Source organism: Nocardia gipuzkoensis (assembly GCF_021183645.1).
Taxonomy (GTDB): Bacteria; Actinomycetota; Actinomycetes; order Mycobacteriales; family Mycobacteriaceae; genus Nocardia; species Nocardia abscessus.
In genome coordinates this window covers 1,400,610-1,416,244 of record NZ_CP089225.1, presented here as the reverse complement: position 1 = coordinate 1,416,244, position 15,635 = coordinate 1,400,610, and the positions used below count along the sequence as shown (strand labels likewise).

The following is a 15,635-nucleotide window of genomic DNA, read 5'->3' as shown; positions in this document are numbered from 1 at the left end:
GGCCGTACGCTTCCACAGGTGCAAAAAGTGCTCAGACTCGACCTGGTCAGCCATGGGATGACCGAGGCGATGCGGAAGGCACGTTTCCCGGTGGACGAATCCCTCACCGAGGCAGGCCGGCGTGCGATGGCAGGGTGCGGACCGCTCACCGCTCCCCGAGTGCTCACCGGGCCGGAGCGCCGGACGGTGGAGACCGCCGCGCTGCTGGGTTTGCCGGGTGAGGAGGACAACCGGCTGCGCGACCTGGACGCGGGCGCCTGGCGCGGCGGTGAACTGATGTCGGTGCCCCAGGACGAGCTGTACGCCTGGCTCACCGACCCGGCCTTCCGCGGGCACGGCGGCGAGTCGGTGGTGGACGTGATCGGACGGACCAGGTCGTGGATGGCCGAGGTCGCCGCGCAGGCCGTGTCGACCATCGCGGTCACCCACCCGGCGATCATCAGGGCCGCGCTGCTGGTGACGCTGGACGCGCCGCCGAAATCCTTCTGGCGCATCGATATCCCGCCCGGCAGCGTCACCCGCCTGCACTATCGCGGGGAATGGACGTTGCACTTCACGGCCTGACGCTCCGGCCGATCGCGCGACGGGTGGCATTCGAGCCGCGTCGGGCTAGTGTCTGAGACTATGGGTAACAACAATGGGTCGTATCGGCGCGGCCTGGCCATCGGATGCGGTGGCACCGTGGGGGCCGCGTGGATCGTCGCCGCGCTCGCCGCCGCCCGTGACGTGCTCGACTGGGATCCGCGCGAGGCGGATGTGCTGCTCGGCACCTCGGCGGGGGCGGAGACGGTGACGCTGCTCGGCAGCGGCGTCTCGGTCGACGACCTGGTGGCCGCGCAGCGTGGCACGTCGACCGATCCGATCCTGCGCGAGCACCGTGCCTGCGAGCCCGGTCGCTTTCCGCCGCTGCCGCGTCCTCGGCTCGGCTCGCCCCGGCTGTCGCTGCGGCGCCAGGAACCGGGGCAGGCGCTCCTGGCCGCCGCCAGCGGACTGCTGCCGGTCGGCGGCGGCGACCCGAACTGGCTGCAACGGCTGGCCGAGCGGCTCACTCCGGGCCGCACCTGGGTGCCGCATCCGGCGACTCGGCTGGTGGCGATGGACTACGCGACCGGAGAACGGGTGGCCTTCGGCTCGCCGGGCGCCCCCGACACGACCATCGGCGCGGCGCTGCGGGCCTCGTGGGCCGTTCCCGGCTGGTTTCCGCCGGTCACGATCGCGGGCCGTCGTTTCGTCGACGGCGGCGCGGGCTCGACCGCGTCGGCGGACCTGCTCGTTCCCGAGAAACTGGACGAGGTGCTCGTGCTCGCCCCGATGGCCTCGGCGACTCGAATCCCGGCTACCGGGCCTGGGCATTTCCTCGAGCGACAGCTGCGCGATCGGATGAGCGACAAGCTCCTCGCCGAGATCGCGCAGCTGCGCGCGGCGGGCACCAAAGTGCTCTTCCTGGGCGCCACCGCCGACGATCTCGCGGTGATGGGCCCCAACTTCATGGACGGACGCCGTCGTCTCGCCACTTTCGAACACAGCCTGCGCAGTACCCGGCGCGCACTCGAACGAGGAGCCTTCGTATGAGAATTACCGGATCCGGCTACCCGGGCATCGACCTGCGCGAGGCCAGAGTCCTGATCACCGGCGGAGGGCGGGGCATCGGCCGGGCCACCGCGGCAGCGTTCGCCGCGAAGGGAGCGCAGGTCGTGCTCGCGGACGTGGACAAACCCGCCGCCGACGCGGCCGCCGCCGCGATCGGGGCGAGCGCGTTCGAGCTCGACGTGCGCTCGCGCGATCAGTGGGACGCGGTCGTCGCGGCGGTGGGCGGCGTCGACGTCCTGATCAACAACGCGGGTGTGATGCCCGCCGGGGCGTTCCTGGAGGAACCGGACGCGGTCGGCCGGGCAACGCTGGACATCAACGTCTGGGGTCTCATCCACGGCATGCGGGCCGCCGCACCGGGCATGATCGAGCGCGGCCGCGGCCATATCGTCAACGTCGCTTCCCTGGCGGGCAAGGTCCCCATCCCCGGCTTGGCCGTCTACAACGCGAGCAAGTTCGCGGCCGTCGGCCTCTCGGCGGCGACCCGTCTGGAATTCGCCGCGCACGGCGTCAGCGTCAGCTGCGTCCTGCCGTCGGCCGTGCGAACCCGCCTCTCCTCGGGATTGCGGCTCGGCCACGGCATGCCGACGGTCGACCCGGAGGACGTCGCCGCCGCCATCCTGCGCACCTGCGCCACCCGCAAGGCCGAAGTGGCCGTGCCGAGCTACCTCGGCCCGGTGGACATCGCGCTGGCCGCCGCGCCGGAACGCGCGGTACGCCTGGTCCGCGGCCTCTTCGACGGTGATCGCGCTTTGCATCCGGCCGACGAGCAGACTCGCGCGGCGTATGAGCGAGAAGTGCGCTCCATCGACTGACCGAACGAAAAGCGGCCCGGGAGAACATCTCCCGGGCCGCGAAGCGTGTGCGATCAGCAGGTCGTCGCCGCGGGTTCGCCGCGGAACCTGGCCTCGACGTAGTTCCACGCGTCGGCGAATCCGGCGACCGCCGCGGTCATGTGCTCGGAGATGTCGACGGTGTGGAACTGCACCGGCGCGCCGGCCTTGCAGTACCGGTCGGCGACCTCGGCGACGGGCCGGTAGAAGGTGAGTGTGTCGAAGCGGCCCTGCCACAGATAGGTCGGCACGGCCGGCACGCCGTCGAAGTACCGCAGGCTGTTCTCCCGCAGGACGGCGTGCGCCTCCGGGCTGTCCATCAGGCTCTTGGTCGCCGCCATCTGCTCGGCGCTGCGGAAGGCGCCGTGGAACAGCAGGAACCGCCGGCACGCGTCGTGCGTGAATTCGCGGAACCACAGACCGTTCTCGTTGAGCTGATCCGAGATCGGCAGCCGGTCCGGGTATTCCCGCTCCAGTCCCATGGCCGCGGCGAAGGCGAGGCCGAACCCGGGATGCGGGTCGAAGCCCAGCGACATCGCCATCTCCTCCATGTCGGCGGGGATGCCACCGGCCACGGCGGCGGCGAGCCGCAGATCCGGCGCGTAGGTGGGTTGCATCGCGGCGGCCCACGCGGTGGCCATGCCGCCGCCGGAATAGCCCGCGATGGCGACGGGCGACTGGGACAGGCCGAGTTCGGCGACCTTGCGCACGGCCTTCACGCTGTCCAGCGTCATCATGCCGGCCAGTCGCGCGGCGCCGTAGGCGGAAGTCGGACCCAGGTAGTCGGGCAGCGAGATCGCCCATCCGCGTCCGATGGGCAGCATGGCGCCGACCGCGTCCTGCAGTTCACCGTTGAACAGCGAGCGCGACGGGTTGCACTGGGTGCCGAGGGAATTGATCAGAGCTTGGTAGGAGACCAGCGGCGGGTTCTTGACCCCGGCGGGCAGCAGGACCGTCGTGATGCCCATGACGGGATTGCCCTGCGAGTTGGTGGACCGGAACGCCACCTGCCAGCCCTCGGTCCCCAGGTAGGGGCCGGTGTCGATCTTGCGGGTGCGCACTACGTCGCCGGGTGCGTACGCCGCCAGGTCGGACGGCGCGGAGTAGAACAAATCAGGATCGGGGGTGGGATACAACGGCTGAGCCGTTGCCGGCAGGCCGAGCAGGCCGAGCGAGACGATGCTCACCAGCAAGATCGCAATCCTGAACGGAACTCTGGACACGGTTTTCCTTCGAAAGTCAGCCGTCATCGGCGCACCGGCCTGGCGTGCCCGCCGCGGGTGCGCCGGACGGACCGGCACTACACGGAAATCCGCAGCGAACCTCGTTCACTGCGGGACAGAGCAGAAGGAACCGCCGCCGGAACGGCCTGAGCGGTCTCGGCGGACTGGCGCACCTCCTTCGACTCCGGGACCGCCGGTAGCCGCGAAGGCGGCACCATCCGCTGCGAAAGTAGCGCCCGACCGGGAAGAACACCGAATCGGCGAGAGAAAAACCGGACAATTCACAATGCCCGTGGCCCGCCATTCGACAAGATCACTAACGGAGGCGGCCTCCCCGGTCGTCCGCCGGCTCGACCCCGTGTCGCGTGGCTCATGGGAAGCTGAGCACCGTCCGATCGCCCAGCGGGCGTTCCAGATCGACGACCACCACACCGTACTCGCGCTTCTGCTCCGGGTTCGCGCCCTGGCACGGTGGCATGCCGCGATGCAGGCCGCGGATCAGCCGCACATGCACCAGGTCGGCGGATTCCTCGACCCGCGCGGTGAACCCGATGCTCGGGCAGCCGACCGGCCCCGGTATGTGGATCGCGAGCTTGTCGGTGCCGTCTTCGACGTCGTACTCCGAGAAGGGCATCGCCGAACTGGGTTCCAGATCCGCGGCCTGCGGGATGACGACCATCGTTCCGCCCGCGTAGCGCCGGGGGCCGGGGTCGGCCCGCGTCCCGGGCGCCGCTGCCGCGGCCTGATCCGGCGTGGAGGGGACGGCCGGGTCCGGCTGCTGCCCGCACGCGGTCAGCGCCCCGAACGCGATGGCGGCGAGGATCGCCGTGCCCCTCCTGAGCAATGCCATCTCTCCACCTTCACACAGCTGGGCGCGGGGGCGGCGGAGGTATCCCGGTGTGGCACCGGACGGGCTCGCCGAATGCCACCTGCCTGCGACGCATTGGTGTGCGCGCTGTCACACGGACCTCGCACTCTGCTTAGGCTGTGCCCATCGAGATGCTGACAAATTGCGCATATTGCTCAGAGTTTCAGACCAAGGTTGTGCGTTCCGTTCTTCAGGGACACGATATCGGCAACAAGTGCTCAACAAGGCCCAGCGCCGGATCGGCGCCGAGTGGACGGGTGGATCTGTATGACCGAGCTCGCCGACCGCGATCTGATCGCAGCCCCCTACGACCTGGCCGACCGTTACCGCGTCGGTTCGCGGACCGTCGTCCTCACCGGTGTCCAGGCCATCGCCCGGCAGCTGGTCGAGCAGCACGTGCGTGATCTGCGCGCCGGTTCGCGGATCGGCACGTTCGTCTCCGGATATCAGGGCAGTCCGCTCGGCGGCGTCGACAAGATGCTGGCCGGAATGCCGGACGTGCTCGCCGAGCACGACATCTCGTTCGTGCCCGGGTTGAACGAGGAACTCGCCGCGACCTCGGTGTGGGGCAGTCAGGCGGTGCTGCCCGCGGGCGCCGCGACCCACGACGGGGTGGTCGGTGTCTGGTACGGCAAAGGCCCCGGCCTGGACCGCGCGACCGATGCCCTGCGCCACGCGAACCTGTACGGGGCGAACCCGCGCGGCGGCGTCCTGCTGCTGGTCGGCGACGATCCGGCGTCGAAGTCCTCCACCGTGCCCGCGGTGAGCGAGCGTTCGCTGGCGGCGCTCAACATCCCGGTGCTGTTCCCGCGCAACGCCCGCGAGGTCATCACCATGGGCCTGCACGGCGTGGCCCTGTCGCGCGCGTCCGGCTGTCTGGTGGCGCTGAAGATCGTGGCCGACGTCGCCGACGGCGCATGGACCGTCGACGGTTCGGTGGGTGACATCGACATCGTCGTGCCCGAGATCGACTGGGCGGGCGCGCCTTTCCGCTACCGGCAGCGTCCGATGGCCGCTCCGGCCGACAGTCTGCTCGCCGAGGCGGATCTCTACGGTCCGCGCTGGGAGCTGGTGCGGGCCTACAGCACGCGTAACGGGCTGGACGTGATCGAGGTCCACCCGGCGCGCGCCACGATCGGCATCGCCGCCGCCGGAACCACCTTCGACGCGGTCCGCCAAGCGCTGATCGATCTCGGCGTGGACGACGACGCGCTGCACGAGGCGGGCATCCGGCTGCTGCGCATCGGGATGCCGTATCCGGTGGCGCCCGAACGGGTCCGGCAGTTCGCCGCCGGGCTCACCCGGCTGATCGTCGTCGAGGACAAGACCGCCTTCCTGGAGACCCAGATCCGCGACATCCTGTACGGCGCCGCGGGCGCGCCCGAGATCGTCGGCAAGCGCGACGGCGCGGGCCGCCCGCTGTTCGCCAGCGATGGCGAGCTCACCTCCGGGCGGATCGCCGCACCGCTGCGCCGCGTGCTCGACGGTCACGTAGCGCTGAAACGCGCGCTGCCGCAGCCGCTGTCGCTGTCCGTGCTGCCCGCCAAGCGCGCGGCCTACTTCTGCAGCGGCTGTCCGCACAACCGCTCCACCGCCGTTCCGGACGGCTCACTGGCCGGCGGCGGCATCGGCTGTCACACCTTGGTCACCATGTCCGGCCGCGCCGACAGCAAGGTCACCGGGCTGACCCAGATGGGCGGCGAGGGCGCGCAGTGGATCGGCCAGGCCCCGTTCACCGACGTACCGCACCTGTTCCAGAACATCGGCGACGGAACGTATTTCCACTCCGGTCAGCTCGCCGTGCAGGCGTGCGTCGCGGCGGGGGTGAACATCACGTTCAAGCTGCTGCACAACGACGTCGTCGCGATGACGGGCGCGCAGCACGCCGAGGGCGCGCTCACGGTGCCGATGCTCACCCACAAGCTCACCGTCGAAGGCGTCCGCCGGATCATCGTCTGCGCCGACGAGCCCCAGCGCTACCGCAAGCGCGATCTCGCTCCGGGCACCCTGCTGTGGCACCGGGACCGACTCGATGAAGCGCAGCGCGCGCTGCGCGAGGTACCCGGTGTCACGGTGCTGATCTACGACCAGCACTGTGCGGCCGACGCACGGCGGCAGCGCAAGCGGGGCACCCTTCCGGCGCGCCGCACGCGGGTGGTCATCAACGAGGCGGTGTGCGAAGGCTGCGGTGATTGCGGCGTGCGGAGCAATTGCCTGTCGGTGCAGCCGGTGGACACCGATTTCGGGCGCAAGACCCGGATCGACCAGACCTCCTGCAACACCGACTACAGCTGCCTCGACGGCGACTGCCCCTCGTTCGTCACGGTGGAGCTACCCGATCCGGCTGACCGGAAGCCGCGCCCGGCGCAGCGCGGGCCGCAGCCGCCACGACTGCCCGACCTCGTACACGAACCGCCGACGACCACGCAGAACGTCTTCCTCGCAGGCATCGGCGGCACCGGCATCGTCACCGTGAACCAGGTGCTGGCGACCGCCGCGATGCGAGCCGGGTACGAGGTGGCGAGCCTGGACCAGATCGGCATGAGCCAGAAGGCCGGACCCGTGGTCTCGCACCTGCGTTTCGCCGTGCGCGCGCTGGAGCCCGCCAACCGGCTGGCCCCCGCCTCCGCCGACTGCATCGTGGCCTTCGATCTGCTGGCCGCGACCGACAACAAGAACCTGTCCTACGGCCGCGCCACGACCACCGTGTCGGTCGCCTCCACCAGCAGAACCCCGACCGGTGACATGGTCTACGACAAGTCGGTCGCCCATCCGGACGAGGCGGTGCTGCTGGAGCGCTTGGCGAAGGTCTCGCGGTCGGTACGGTCCTTCGACGCGCTGGCCGCCGCGCAGGCCCTCTTCGGCAACACCGCCGCCGCGAACTTCCTGCTGGTGGGCGCCGCCTATCAGACCGGCGGTCTGCGGTTGCCGTGCACCGCGATCGAGGAGGCCATCGAGATCAACGGCGTCGCCGTTGCGGCCAACCTCGCGGCCTTCCGCTGGGGGCGGGTCGCGATCGCGCGGCCGGAGGAGTTCGCCGCGGCGACCGCACGGCGCGTGCCCGAATCCGCCGCGGTGAAGGTGCCCGATGACCTGTTCGACGGGGTGACCGCCACTGGGGAGACGCGGCGCCTGCTGCGGTCGCGGGCCGCCGAGCTGATCGGCTTCCACAGCGCGGCGGTGGCCCGCGACTATGTGCGCACCGTGCAGCGCGTCTGGGATGCGGAGCGGCGCGTCACCGATCGCACCGAGTTCAGCGAGCAGGTGGCGCGCGGCCTGTACAAGTTCACGGCCTACAAAGACGAGTACGAGGTGGCGCGACGGCTCACGGATCCGGCGTTCCTGGCCGAGGTCGCCGCGCAGGTGCCCGGCGGGGCGAAGCTCACCTACCGGCTGCACCCGCCGATCCTGCGCGCGATGGGACGGGAGAAGAAGATCGGAATGGGGCCGGGCAGCCACTTCGCCCTCCGCCTGCTGGCCAAGGGAAAGCGGCTGCGCGGCACGAAGTTCGATCCGTTCGGGTACGCGCACGTGCGACGGGTGGAACGCGAACTGCTCGCGCACTACCGCGCGATGGTGACGACCCTCGCCGACACGCTGGACCGGTCCGGTTACGACCGCGCCGTGCAGGCGGCGGCCCTCGCCGACGTGGTGCGCGGGTACGAGGAGATCAAGCTCGCCAACGTCGCGGTCTACGCCGAGCGTCTGCGGGAGCTCGGTATCGAGCCGCCGCGCCGCTAGCGGGGTGTCTTCTGCGGTGCTGCTCGGTGGCGCGAGCCGCGGCGACCGGCCGTCGGCTGATCATCGGAGCGGCCGGGGACTCCGCCGCCGCGGTCACCGGAACGCGGCGCGGGCGACGCCCGGTGCCACGGTCGCACCTCGCCGTGCCGACTCACCCGGCGTAGCCGGTCACCCTTCCGATCCACTCGATGAAATCCGCGGCGTCCTCGTTGCTGCCGTGGCCCGCGTCCCAGTACATCGCGGCGTCGACCTCGGCGCCGAGATTCTCCAGGCTCGCGGCGAGGTTGCCCACGATCGTCAGCGACGTATCGGTGTCCTTGGTGCCGACGCGGATCCACCAGTGCTTCGCTCGGGCGGGATTGCGCTGTCGGAGAAAGAACATGGGGTTCATCATGCTGATCTTCTCGGGCAGGTCGCTGTCGAGTTGCGCGCTGGGGTCTCCGGTGGCTCGCCGCAGGCTGAACAGGGTGAAGTGCCTGGCCTTGACGGTTGCGCCACCGAACTCGTTGTTCTCGCCCGAGGACAGGTCGAAGGCGTCGAACGCGGGTACGCCCTTCTTCCGCTCACCGACGTGCGCGAGGAAGTTCGGCCAGGTGAACTCCGCCCGATCACCCGCCCAGGTGATCCACGTGTTGGCCGCGAGGTAGCTCGAGCGGTCGGCGTCCGGCAGCGCGGTCAAGTACTCGGTCGCCGCCGGTTCGAGGTAGGTCCGAACCAGGTAACGGCCGTAGTTGTCGGCCGTGACGGGCCCGAATCCGTTCTTGCCCTGCAGTTCCAGTGACGCCTGGTAGTTCGCGAACGCCGTGCCGAGATCCCGCGAGGCAGCGGCGTCGAGTTCGCCCGAGCGCAGTGGGTTGGCGCCCCAATTCCACTCGTAGGCCATATCCGCGTGCTCGAGATCGGTGATGGGGCAGTAGGGCGCGGCGGCGAAGACGGCATCGCTGGCGTCCGCCGCGCCGAGTTCGGCGAGATACCGGTCGTACATCCGGCTGTCCCCGGACACGGCGAGCAAGGCGGACAGCGCGCCTCCCGCGCTGACCCCGGTGACCACGATCCGGTCGGTGTTTCCCGGCACGCGGCCCGAGTTGTGCCGCAGGTACCGGACGGCGGCCTTCAGATCCACGATGGCGGCGGGAGCCACGCCGTAGTACGTGCCGTCGGGGGCGACCAGGTCGCGCCCGCGAGCGCCGGAATCGACGACGACATAACCCGCCGCGAGGGCGAGATCCTGGTTCCTGGCCCGATCACCGCCGTCGTCCGGTTCGCCGTTCGTCACCGACGATGACAGATACCCCGCGACGGAGTTGCTCAAGAGGATGGGCGCCTTGCTCGCGTCGACGGAGCGGCCATCGATCTCGACGGGCACGCTGACGTTCAAACTCTGGTACGCCTTGTCGACCGGCTTCGCGACATAGACCACCCCCGTGTAGCGGCGATAGGTCACCTCTTTGTCGCGATCGAAGGTGGCGACCGTCTTCTTCTCCGTCGTGAACGCGTCGGGGTCGAAGGCCAGCTCGTCCACCGCTTTCGCGCCGCCGTCCAGCACACCGCAGGCGGTGGCGAACATCGGCACGGCGACCGCCGCCGCACATCCCGTGAGCATCGCTCTGCGCTGCACAGCTCTCTCCTTCGCGTTCGTGGCAAAACCACGGGCATCGCGGGCCGCGTCGGCGTCGCCGGAACTTGCGTCGAAACGTCTTACGTGGTGATCAGGCAGCCGAGATCGAAGAATAGCGGCGCGGAGGCACACATTCGCGCAAATCTCCGGCTGCGCGAGGCGGTAAGAGACCCGATCGGCCATCTGTCGGCTACTGTGCCGCGGCACAGGAAGGCGATCGTCGTCCCTGACGGCGACAGCAAAATGGCCCGGGTCGGCGGTGTGAACCGCCGACCCGGGCCTCCAGTAGCGGGGACAGGATTTGAACCTGCGACCTCTGGGTTATGAGCCCAGCGAGCTACCGAGCTGCTCCACCCCGCGTCGTACGGATAACACTACACAGGTGGGTGCGAATGACCGAATCGCCTGGTGGGACGGGGTGGCTCAGCCGAATTCGATGCCCTGGGCGAGGGGGAGCTCGGTGGAGTAGTTGACGGTGTTGGTGGCTCGGCGCATGTAGGCCTTCCAGGAGTCCGAGCCGGATTCGCGCCCACCGCCGGTCTGCTTCTCGCCACCGAAGGCGCCGCCGATCTCGGCGCCGGAGGTGCCGATATTGACATTGGCGATGCCGCAATCGGATCCGTCGGCGGCGAGGAAGCGTTCGGCCTCGCGCTGGTCGGTGGTGAAGATCGCGGACGACAGACCCTGCGGCACTTCGTTGTGCAGGGCGATCGCGCGGTCGAAGTCGTCGTAGGTGAGCACGTAGAGGATCGGCGCGAAGGTCTCCTCCCGCACCACCGCGGTCTGCGCCGGCATGCGCACGATGGCGGGCCGCACGTAGTAGGCGTCGTCGCCGAACCCGTCGACTCGCTCGCCGCCACAGACCAGTTCGCCGCCGTCGGTCACCGCCTTGTCCAGCGCGGCGCGCATCCCGGTGTGGGCCTTCCCGTCGATCAGCGGCCCGACCAGCACCCCCTCGTCGAGCGGATTGCCCACCGGCAGTTGCCGGTACGCCCGCTCCAGCCGGTCCAGCAGCGGGCCGACGACGTCACGATGCGCGATCAGCCGCCGCAGCGTGGTGCACCGCTGCCCGGCTGTGCCCGCCGCCGCGAACACGATGGCCCGCGCCGCGAGGTCCAGGTCGGCGGACGCGGTGACGATCGCGCCGTTGTTGCCGCCGAGCTCCAGCAGGCAGCGCCCGAGCCGCTCGGCCACCCGCGGCGCGACCAGCCGCCCCATCCGCACCGAGCCGGTCGCGCTGACCAGCGGCACTCGCTCGTCGTCGACCAGTCGCGACCCGACGTCGCCGCCGCCCTGGATCAGTTGATGTACTTCGGGATCCGCGCCGACTTCGCCGGCCGCGCGCCGCAGCAGCGCGTGACAGGCCAGCGCCGTCAGTGGCGTCGTCTCGGAGGGCTTCCACACCACGGTGTCGCCGCAGACCAGCGCGATCGCCGTGTTCCACGCCCAGACCGCGACCGGGAAGTTGAACGCGGAGATGACCCCGACCACGCCGAGGGGGTGCCAGGTCTCCATCAACCGGTGGCCAGGTCGCTCCGAGGGCATGGTGTGGCCGTACAGCTGGCGGGACAGGCCGACGGCGAATTCGCAGATGTCGATCATCTCCTGCACCTCGCCCGCGGCCTCGGCGGGGATCTTGCCCGCCTCCAGCGTGACCAGCTCGGCCAGGTCGCTCTTGTGCGCGGTGAGCAGCTGCCCCAGCCTGCGCACGACCGCGGCCCGGGCGGGCGCCGGAACGCCGCGCCAGGCGCGGAAGGCGGTGGCGGCCCGGCCGATCGCGGCGTCGACCTCGGTGAGCGAGCTGGACCGCAGGGTCATCAGCTGCCCTCCGGTGATCGGAGTGCGGGCGGGCAGGTCGCCGGGTTCCGGTGGTCCCGCGGCGAATTCGCGCAGCACCGCCTCCGCGCGGGCGGCGAGTCGCTGGGTGGTCTGGTCGTCGAGTACTTCGGTCATGTGTTGTTCCGCCGTACCTTTCGGCCGCGTCGCGGCGTTTCTGTCCCACAGGGCGGGAGGATGGAGGTCAGGTTTCGGACACGAGGCGGGTCGGCTGAGTTAGCCTTCGCTGATGGCGGATACACCGGCAAGACCCGTACTCGATGACATCGATCGCCTGCTGATTCGTGAACTGATGGCCGATGGACGGGCCACCCTGTCGAACCTGGCGGAGAAGGCGAGTCTGTCGGTGTCCGCGGTGCAGTCCCGGGTCCGCCGATTAGAGGCACGCGGTGTGATCCGCGGGTATACCGCGCACGTCGATCCCGAAGCGCTCGGCCAACTGCTGTCGGCATTCGTCGCCATCACTCCTCTCGACCCGTCGCAACCCGATGACGCTCCCGCGGTCCTGCAGCACATCCCCGGCATCGAGGCGTGCCACTCGGTGGCCGGCGAGGAGAGCTACGTCCTGCTGGTGCGAGTGGCGTCCCCGCGGCACCTCGAGCAGTTGCTCCAGGAGATCAGAGCCACCGCCAACGTGCGAACCCGGAGCACCATCATCTTGCAGACATTCTATGACAGGTAGGGTTAGCTCGGAATTAATCCGTTTTGTTGTAGAGGTTCCGTAAATTTTTACGTACCCTCAGGGGCGTGACCATCGAACTGGAACGCACCCGCCCGGCGGTCACCCCCGCCGCCCGGGTTCGTGAGATCTTGTCGGCGAGCATTCTGGCCGACGGCTTCGACTTGGTTCTCGACCTCAACCGGTCCCGCGGCTGCCGTCTCGTCGACGAACGCGACGGCAGCTCCTACCTCGACATGTTCGGCTTCTTCGCCTCCAACGCGCTGGGCATGAACCATCCCGCCCTGGCCGAGGACGCGCAGTTCCGTGCCGAACTGCTCACCGCGGCACTGAACAAGCCCAGCAACTCCGACATCTACACCGTCGAGATGGCCCGCTTCGTCGAGACGTTCGTGCGGGTGCTCGGTGATCCGCGGCTGCCGCATCTGTTCTTCATCGACGGCGGCGGCCTCGCGGTGGAGAACGCCCTCAAGGTCGCGTTCGACTGGAAGAGCAGGCACAACGAATCACACGGCCGCGCAACGGAACTCGGCTCCAAGGTGCTGCACCTGACCGGGGCGTTCCACGGCCGCACCGGTTACACGATGTCGCTCACCAACACCGATCCGGTGAAGACCGCGCGTTTCCCGAAGTTCGACTGGCCCCGCATCAAGTCGCCTTACCTCACCGACGCCTTCGACGTCGAGGAGGCGGAGGCGTGCGCGCTCGCCCAGGCGCGGCGGGCATTCGAGGAAAGCCCGCACGACATAGCGTGTTTCATCGCCGAGCCGATCCAGGGCGAGGGTGGTGACCGGCATCTGCGCCCGCGATTCCTGCAAGCCGTGCAGCAGCTGTGCCACGAGAACGACGCGCTGTTCGTGCTGGACGAGGTGCAGACCGGCGTGGGCATGACCGGAACCACCTGGGCCTACCAGCAACTCGGCTTGGAGCCGGACGTCGTCGCTTTCGGCAAGCGGACCCAGGTGTGCGGCGTCATGGCGGGTGGGCGCGTGGACGAGGTGTCCGGCAACGTCTTCGCGGTCAGCTCCCGGCTCAACTCGACCTGGGGCGGCAACCTCGCCGACATGGTGCGCAGCAGGCGCGTCCTGGAGGTGCTCGAGCGGGACGAGCTGATCGAACGGTCCCGTCCGCTGGGTGCGCACCTGCTCGAGCGGCTGGGCGCGCTGGCCGCCCGCCGCCTCGATGTCAGCGAGCCGCGCGGGCGCGGCCTGATGTGCGCGATCACGCTGTCGTCGTCCCGGCTGCGGGACGAGGTGCTCGCCGCGCTGCGCGAGCGCGAGCACGTGCTGATCCTGGGCACCGGTGAGCGGGGCATCCGGTTCCGTCCCCCGCTCACGGTCACCGTCGCCGAGCTCGACGAAGCCGTCGACGCGCTCGATCGGGTGCTGACCAGCCTCGAATAGCGTCCGAACAGGATGATCCGGGCATTCCGGTGTGCTCCGGCGCGGGGTCCGCCGGAATCCCGGATCCACCTCCTAGGCTTCGCAGCCATGTCCTCTCGTCTTCACCACTCCCCGAGCAGGTGCGGCACGTGAATCGACAGCGCACGTACCGATGCTGCGCGCCGCACCTCGTGGTCCCTCTCGTCGTGCTGTCCGCGGTGGCGGGCTGCGCCGCCAGCGACGCGGGCACCGTGGATACCGAGGGAAGCCGGGCCGCCGGGACCACCGTGGCCGCACCGACCACCCCGGCCGAACCGGCCACCGATGTGTTCCCGCCGCACATGCGCGATCTGTTGCCCGGGATGCCGCCGCCGCTCTCACCGACCGACGTGTACGCGGCCAACCGCGAGCTCAGCCCCACCGTGGCCGACCATCGCCCGCTGGTCTACGTGCCCAACAGTCGGTCGAACACGGTGTCGGTGATCGATCCGGGCACCTTCCGGGTGATCGACACCTTCCCCGCGGGCGGGTTCGAGCCGCAGCACGTCGTGCCGTCCTATGACATGCAGACGCTCTACGTCACCAACGACATGCCGCTGGGCGGCGGCAGCCTGCGTCCGATCGATCCGCGGACCGGCAAGCCGGGCGAACCCTTTCCCGTCCGCGATCCGTACAACATGTACTACACGCCGGATGGCCGGTACGCGCTGGTCGTCGCGGAAGCGGACAAGTCGCTGGATTTCTACGATCCGCTCACCTGGCAGAAGGCGCATGCCATGGCGGTGCCCGACTGCGCGGGCGTCGACCACATGGACTTCACCGCCGACGGCCGCTTCGCCCTGGCATCGTGCGAATTCATCGGCCGGATGCTGGCTTTCGACGTGGCCGAGCGCAAAATCGTCAAAATGATCGACCTGCCCGGCGGCCGCTCGGGCAAGCCGCAGGATGTGAAGCTGTCGCCGGACGGGCACACCTTCTTCGTCGCCGACATGGCCGCCGACGGCGTCTACCTCTTCGATGCGCACACCTTCGACCAGACCGGATTCGTGCCCACCGGCAAGGGGACCCACGGGCTCTACATCACTCGTGATTCCGCCCGGATGCTCATCACCAACCGGCACGAAGGCAGCGTTTCGGTGTGGGACTTCGCGGCGAAAGGGCTGGTGTACAAGTGGTTCGTGCCCGGAGGCGGCAGTCCCGATATGGGCAATATCTCCACCGACGGGCGCGTCTTCTGGGCATCCGGCCGTCACCATGGCGAGGTGTACGCCATCGACATCGTCAATTGGCAACTCCTGGCGCGCATCCCCGTCGGCAAAGGCCCGCACGGACTCACCATCTGGCCGCAGCCCGGACGCTACTCCACCGGGCACACCGGCGTCATGCGCTGAACCCGCGGTCCCACCGACACCCCGGTGCGCCGGTCAGGACGTGACCGGGCGCAGCCCCAAACCGCCTTCGACGAAGCGGCATACGGACTTCAGCCCGGCGTCCAGCGCGGCTTCGTGGCCTGGGCGCGCCCATCCGCGCACGTTCGCGGTTCCGTCACTCGCGGGCGTCACCCCGATCTCGGCCACCAGTTCGGCGGTCGTCGGTTCGCAGACCGCCCAGGAGAAGTGCGTTTCCTCCGCCCAGCCCGCAGTGCGCCGGGCCACGTAGTCCGGTTCGGTGATGCCGCCCGCCGCCAAGGCGGGGCGGTCATCGATGCGGTCGTCGGCGCGCAGCGCGCGCAGATACCACGCGCCCGCGTTGATCTCGATCGGCTCCATCAGCGCTCACCCGTCCCGTGCCCGCTGCCCGGTGCGGCGGCCGGCGCACCCGGAAACGCTCCCGCGAATTCCGCGACGCCGAGCGGCCTCGCTGGG

12 protein-coding genes and 1 tRNA gene are annotated in these 15,635 nt (G+C 69.7%); 7 read left to right on the top strand and 6 right to left on the bottom strand.

All coding sequences use genetic code 11. The annotated features are described in order from the left end of the window. Positions 1–18 precede the first annotated feature (18 nt). The 3 genes from LTT66_RS06595 to LTT66_RS06585 are packed head-to-tail and all read left to right on the top strand — an operon-like array spanning position 19 to position 2,405. A complete protein-coding gene (locus LTT66_RS06595) occupies positions 19–564 on the top strand; it encodes a histidine phosphatase family protein (protein WP_233065199.1) in 546 nt (181 codons plus the stop codon). Between the two features lie 60 nt (positions 565–624). After that, positions 625–1,572 (top strand): patatin-like phospholipase family protein, encoded by a 948-nt coding sequence (locus LTT66_RS06590; protein ID WP_233065197.1) that lies wholly within the window; start codon positions 625–627, stop codon positions 1,570–1,572. Further along, positions 1,569–2,405 (top strand): SDR family NAD(P)-dependent oxidoreductase, encoded by an 837-nt coding sequence (locus LTT66_RS06585; RefSeq protein ID WP_181721018.1) that lies wholly within the window; start codon positions 1,569–1,571, stop codon positions 2,403–2,405. The genes LTT66_RS06590 and LTT66_RS06585 overlap by 4 nt, the downstream gene beginning before the upstream one ends. Positions 2,406–2,458: 53 nt before the next feature. Here LTT66_RS06585 and LTT66_RS06580 read toward each other — a convergent pair whose 3' ends face one another. Both LTT66_RS06580 and LTT66_RS06575 read right to left on the bottom strand, forming a co-directional pair. Continuing rightward, on the bottom strand, positions 2,459–3,673 hold the full coding sequence (locus LTT66_RS06580; protein ID WP_233065195.1) for a lipase family protein: 1,215 nt from the start codon (positions 3,671–3,673) through the stop codon (positions 2,459–2,461). A 343-nt stretch (positions 3,674–4,016) separates the two neighbouring features. Continuing rightward, positions 4,017–4,496 (bottom strand): hypothetical protein, encoded by a 480-nt coding sequence (locus LTT66_RS06575; RefSeq protein WP_233065193.1) that lies wholly within the window; start codon positions 4,494–4,496, stop codon positions 4,017–4,019. A 285-nt stretch (positions 4,497–4,781) separates the two neighbouring features. Here LTT66_RS06575 and LTT66_RS06570 point away from each other — a divergent pair, with 285 nt between their 5' ends. After that, complete coding sequence (locus LTT66_RS06570) at positions 4,782–8,255, top strand: indolepyruvate ferredoxin oxidoreductase family protein (RefSeq protein ID WP_233065191.1); 3,474 nt, start codon at positions 4,782–4,784, stop codon at positions 8,253–8,255. A gap of 151 nt (positions 8,256–8,406) precedes the next feature. Here the strand turns inward: LTT66_RS06570 and LTT66_RS06565 are convergent, their stop codons facing one another. From LTT66_RS06565 to amaB, 3 genes are all read right to left on the bottom strand, one after another. Next, positions 8,407–9,873, bottom strand: coding sequence for a subtype B tannase (locus LTT66_RS06565; RefSeq protein WP_233065188.1), 1,467 nt, complete (start codon positions 9,871–9,873; stop codon positions 8,407–8,409). 286 nt (positions 9,874–10,159) lie between these two features. Then, positions 10,160–10,233, bottom strand: a tRNA-Met gene (locus tag LTT66_RS06560). 63 nt (positions 10,234–10,296) lie between these two features. Further along, positions 10,297–11,826, bottom strand: a complete 1,530-nt coding sequence (gene amaB / locus LTT66_RS06555; RefSeq protein WP_233065185.1) for an L-piperidine-6-carboxylate dehydrogenase — start codon at positions 11,824–11,826, stop codon at positions 10,297–10,299. A gap of 112 nt (positions 11,827–11,938) precedes the next feature. Between amaB and LTT66_RS06550 the strand changes: the two genes are divergently transcribed. From LTT66_RS06550 to LTT66_RS06540, 3 genes are all read left to right on the top strand, one after another. Next, positions 11,939–12,391, top strand: a complete 453-nt coding sequence (locus LTT66_RS06550) for an Lrp/AsnC family transcriptional regulator (RefSeq protein ID WP_043688065.1) — start codon at positions 11,939–11,941, stop codon at positions 12,389–12,391. 65 nt (positions 12,392–12,456) lie between these two features. Further along, on the top strand, positions 12,457–13,791 hold the full coding sequence (gene lat / locus LTT66_RS06545) for an L-lysine 6-transaminase (protein ID WP_233065181.1): 1,335 nt from the start codon (positions 12,457–12,459) through the stop codon (positions 13,789–13,791). A 128-nt stretch (positions 13,792–13,919) separates the two neighbouring features. Next, the gene (locus LTT66_RS06540) at positions 13,920–15,161 is read left to right on the top strand and encodes a YVTN family beta-propeller repeat protein (RefSeq protein WP_233065178.1); all 1,242 of its coding nucleotides are present in this window, start codon (positions 13,920–13,922) and stop codon (positions 15,159–15,161) included. Positions 15,162–15,194: 33 nt separating this feature from the next. Here LTT66_RS06540 and LTT66_RS06535 read toward each other — a convergent pair whose 3' ends face one another. Continuing rightward, positions 15,195–15,539, bottom strand: a complete 345-nt coding sequence (locus LTT66_RS06535; RefSeq protein WP_233065175.1) for a hypothetical protein — start codon at positions 15,537–15,539, stop codon at positions 15,195–15,197. Positions 15,540–15,635 lie beyond the last annotated feature (96 nt).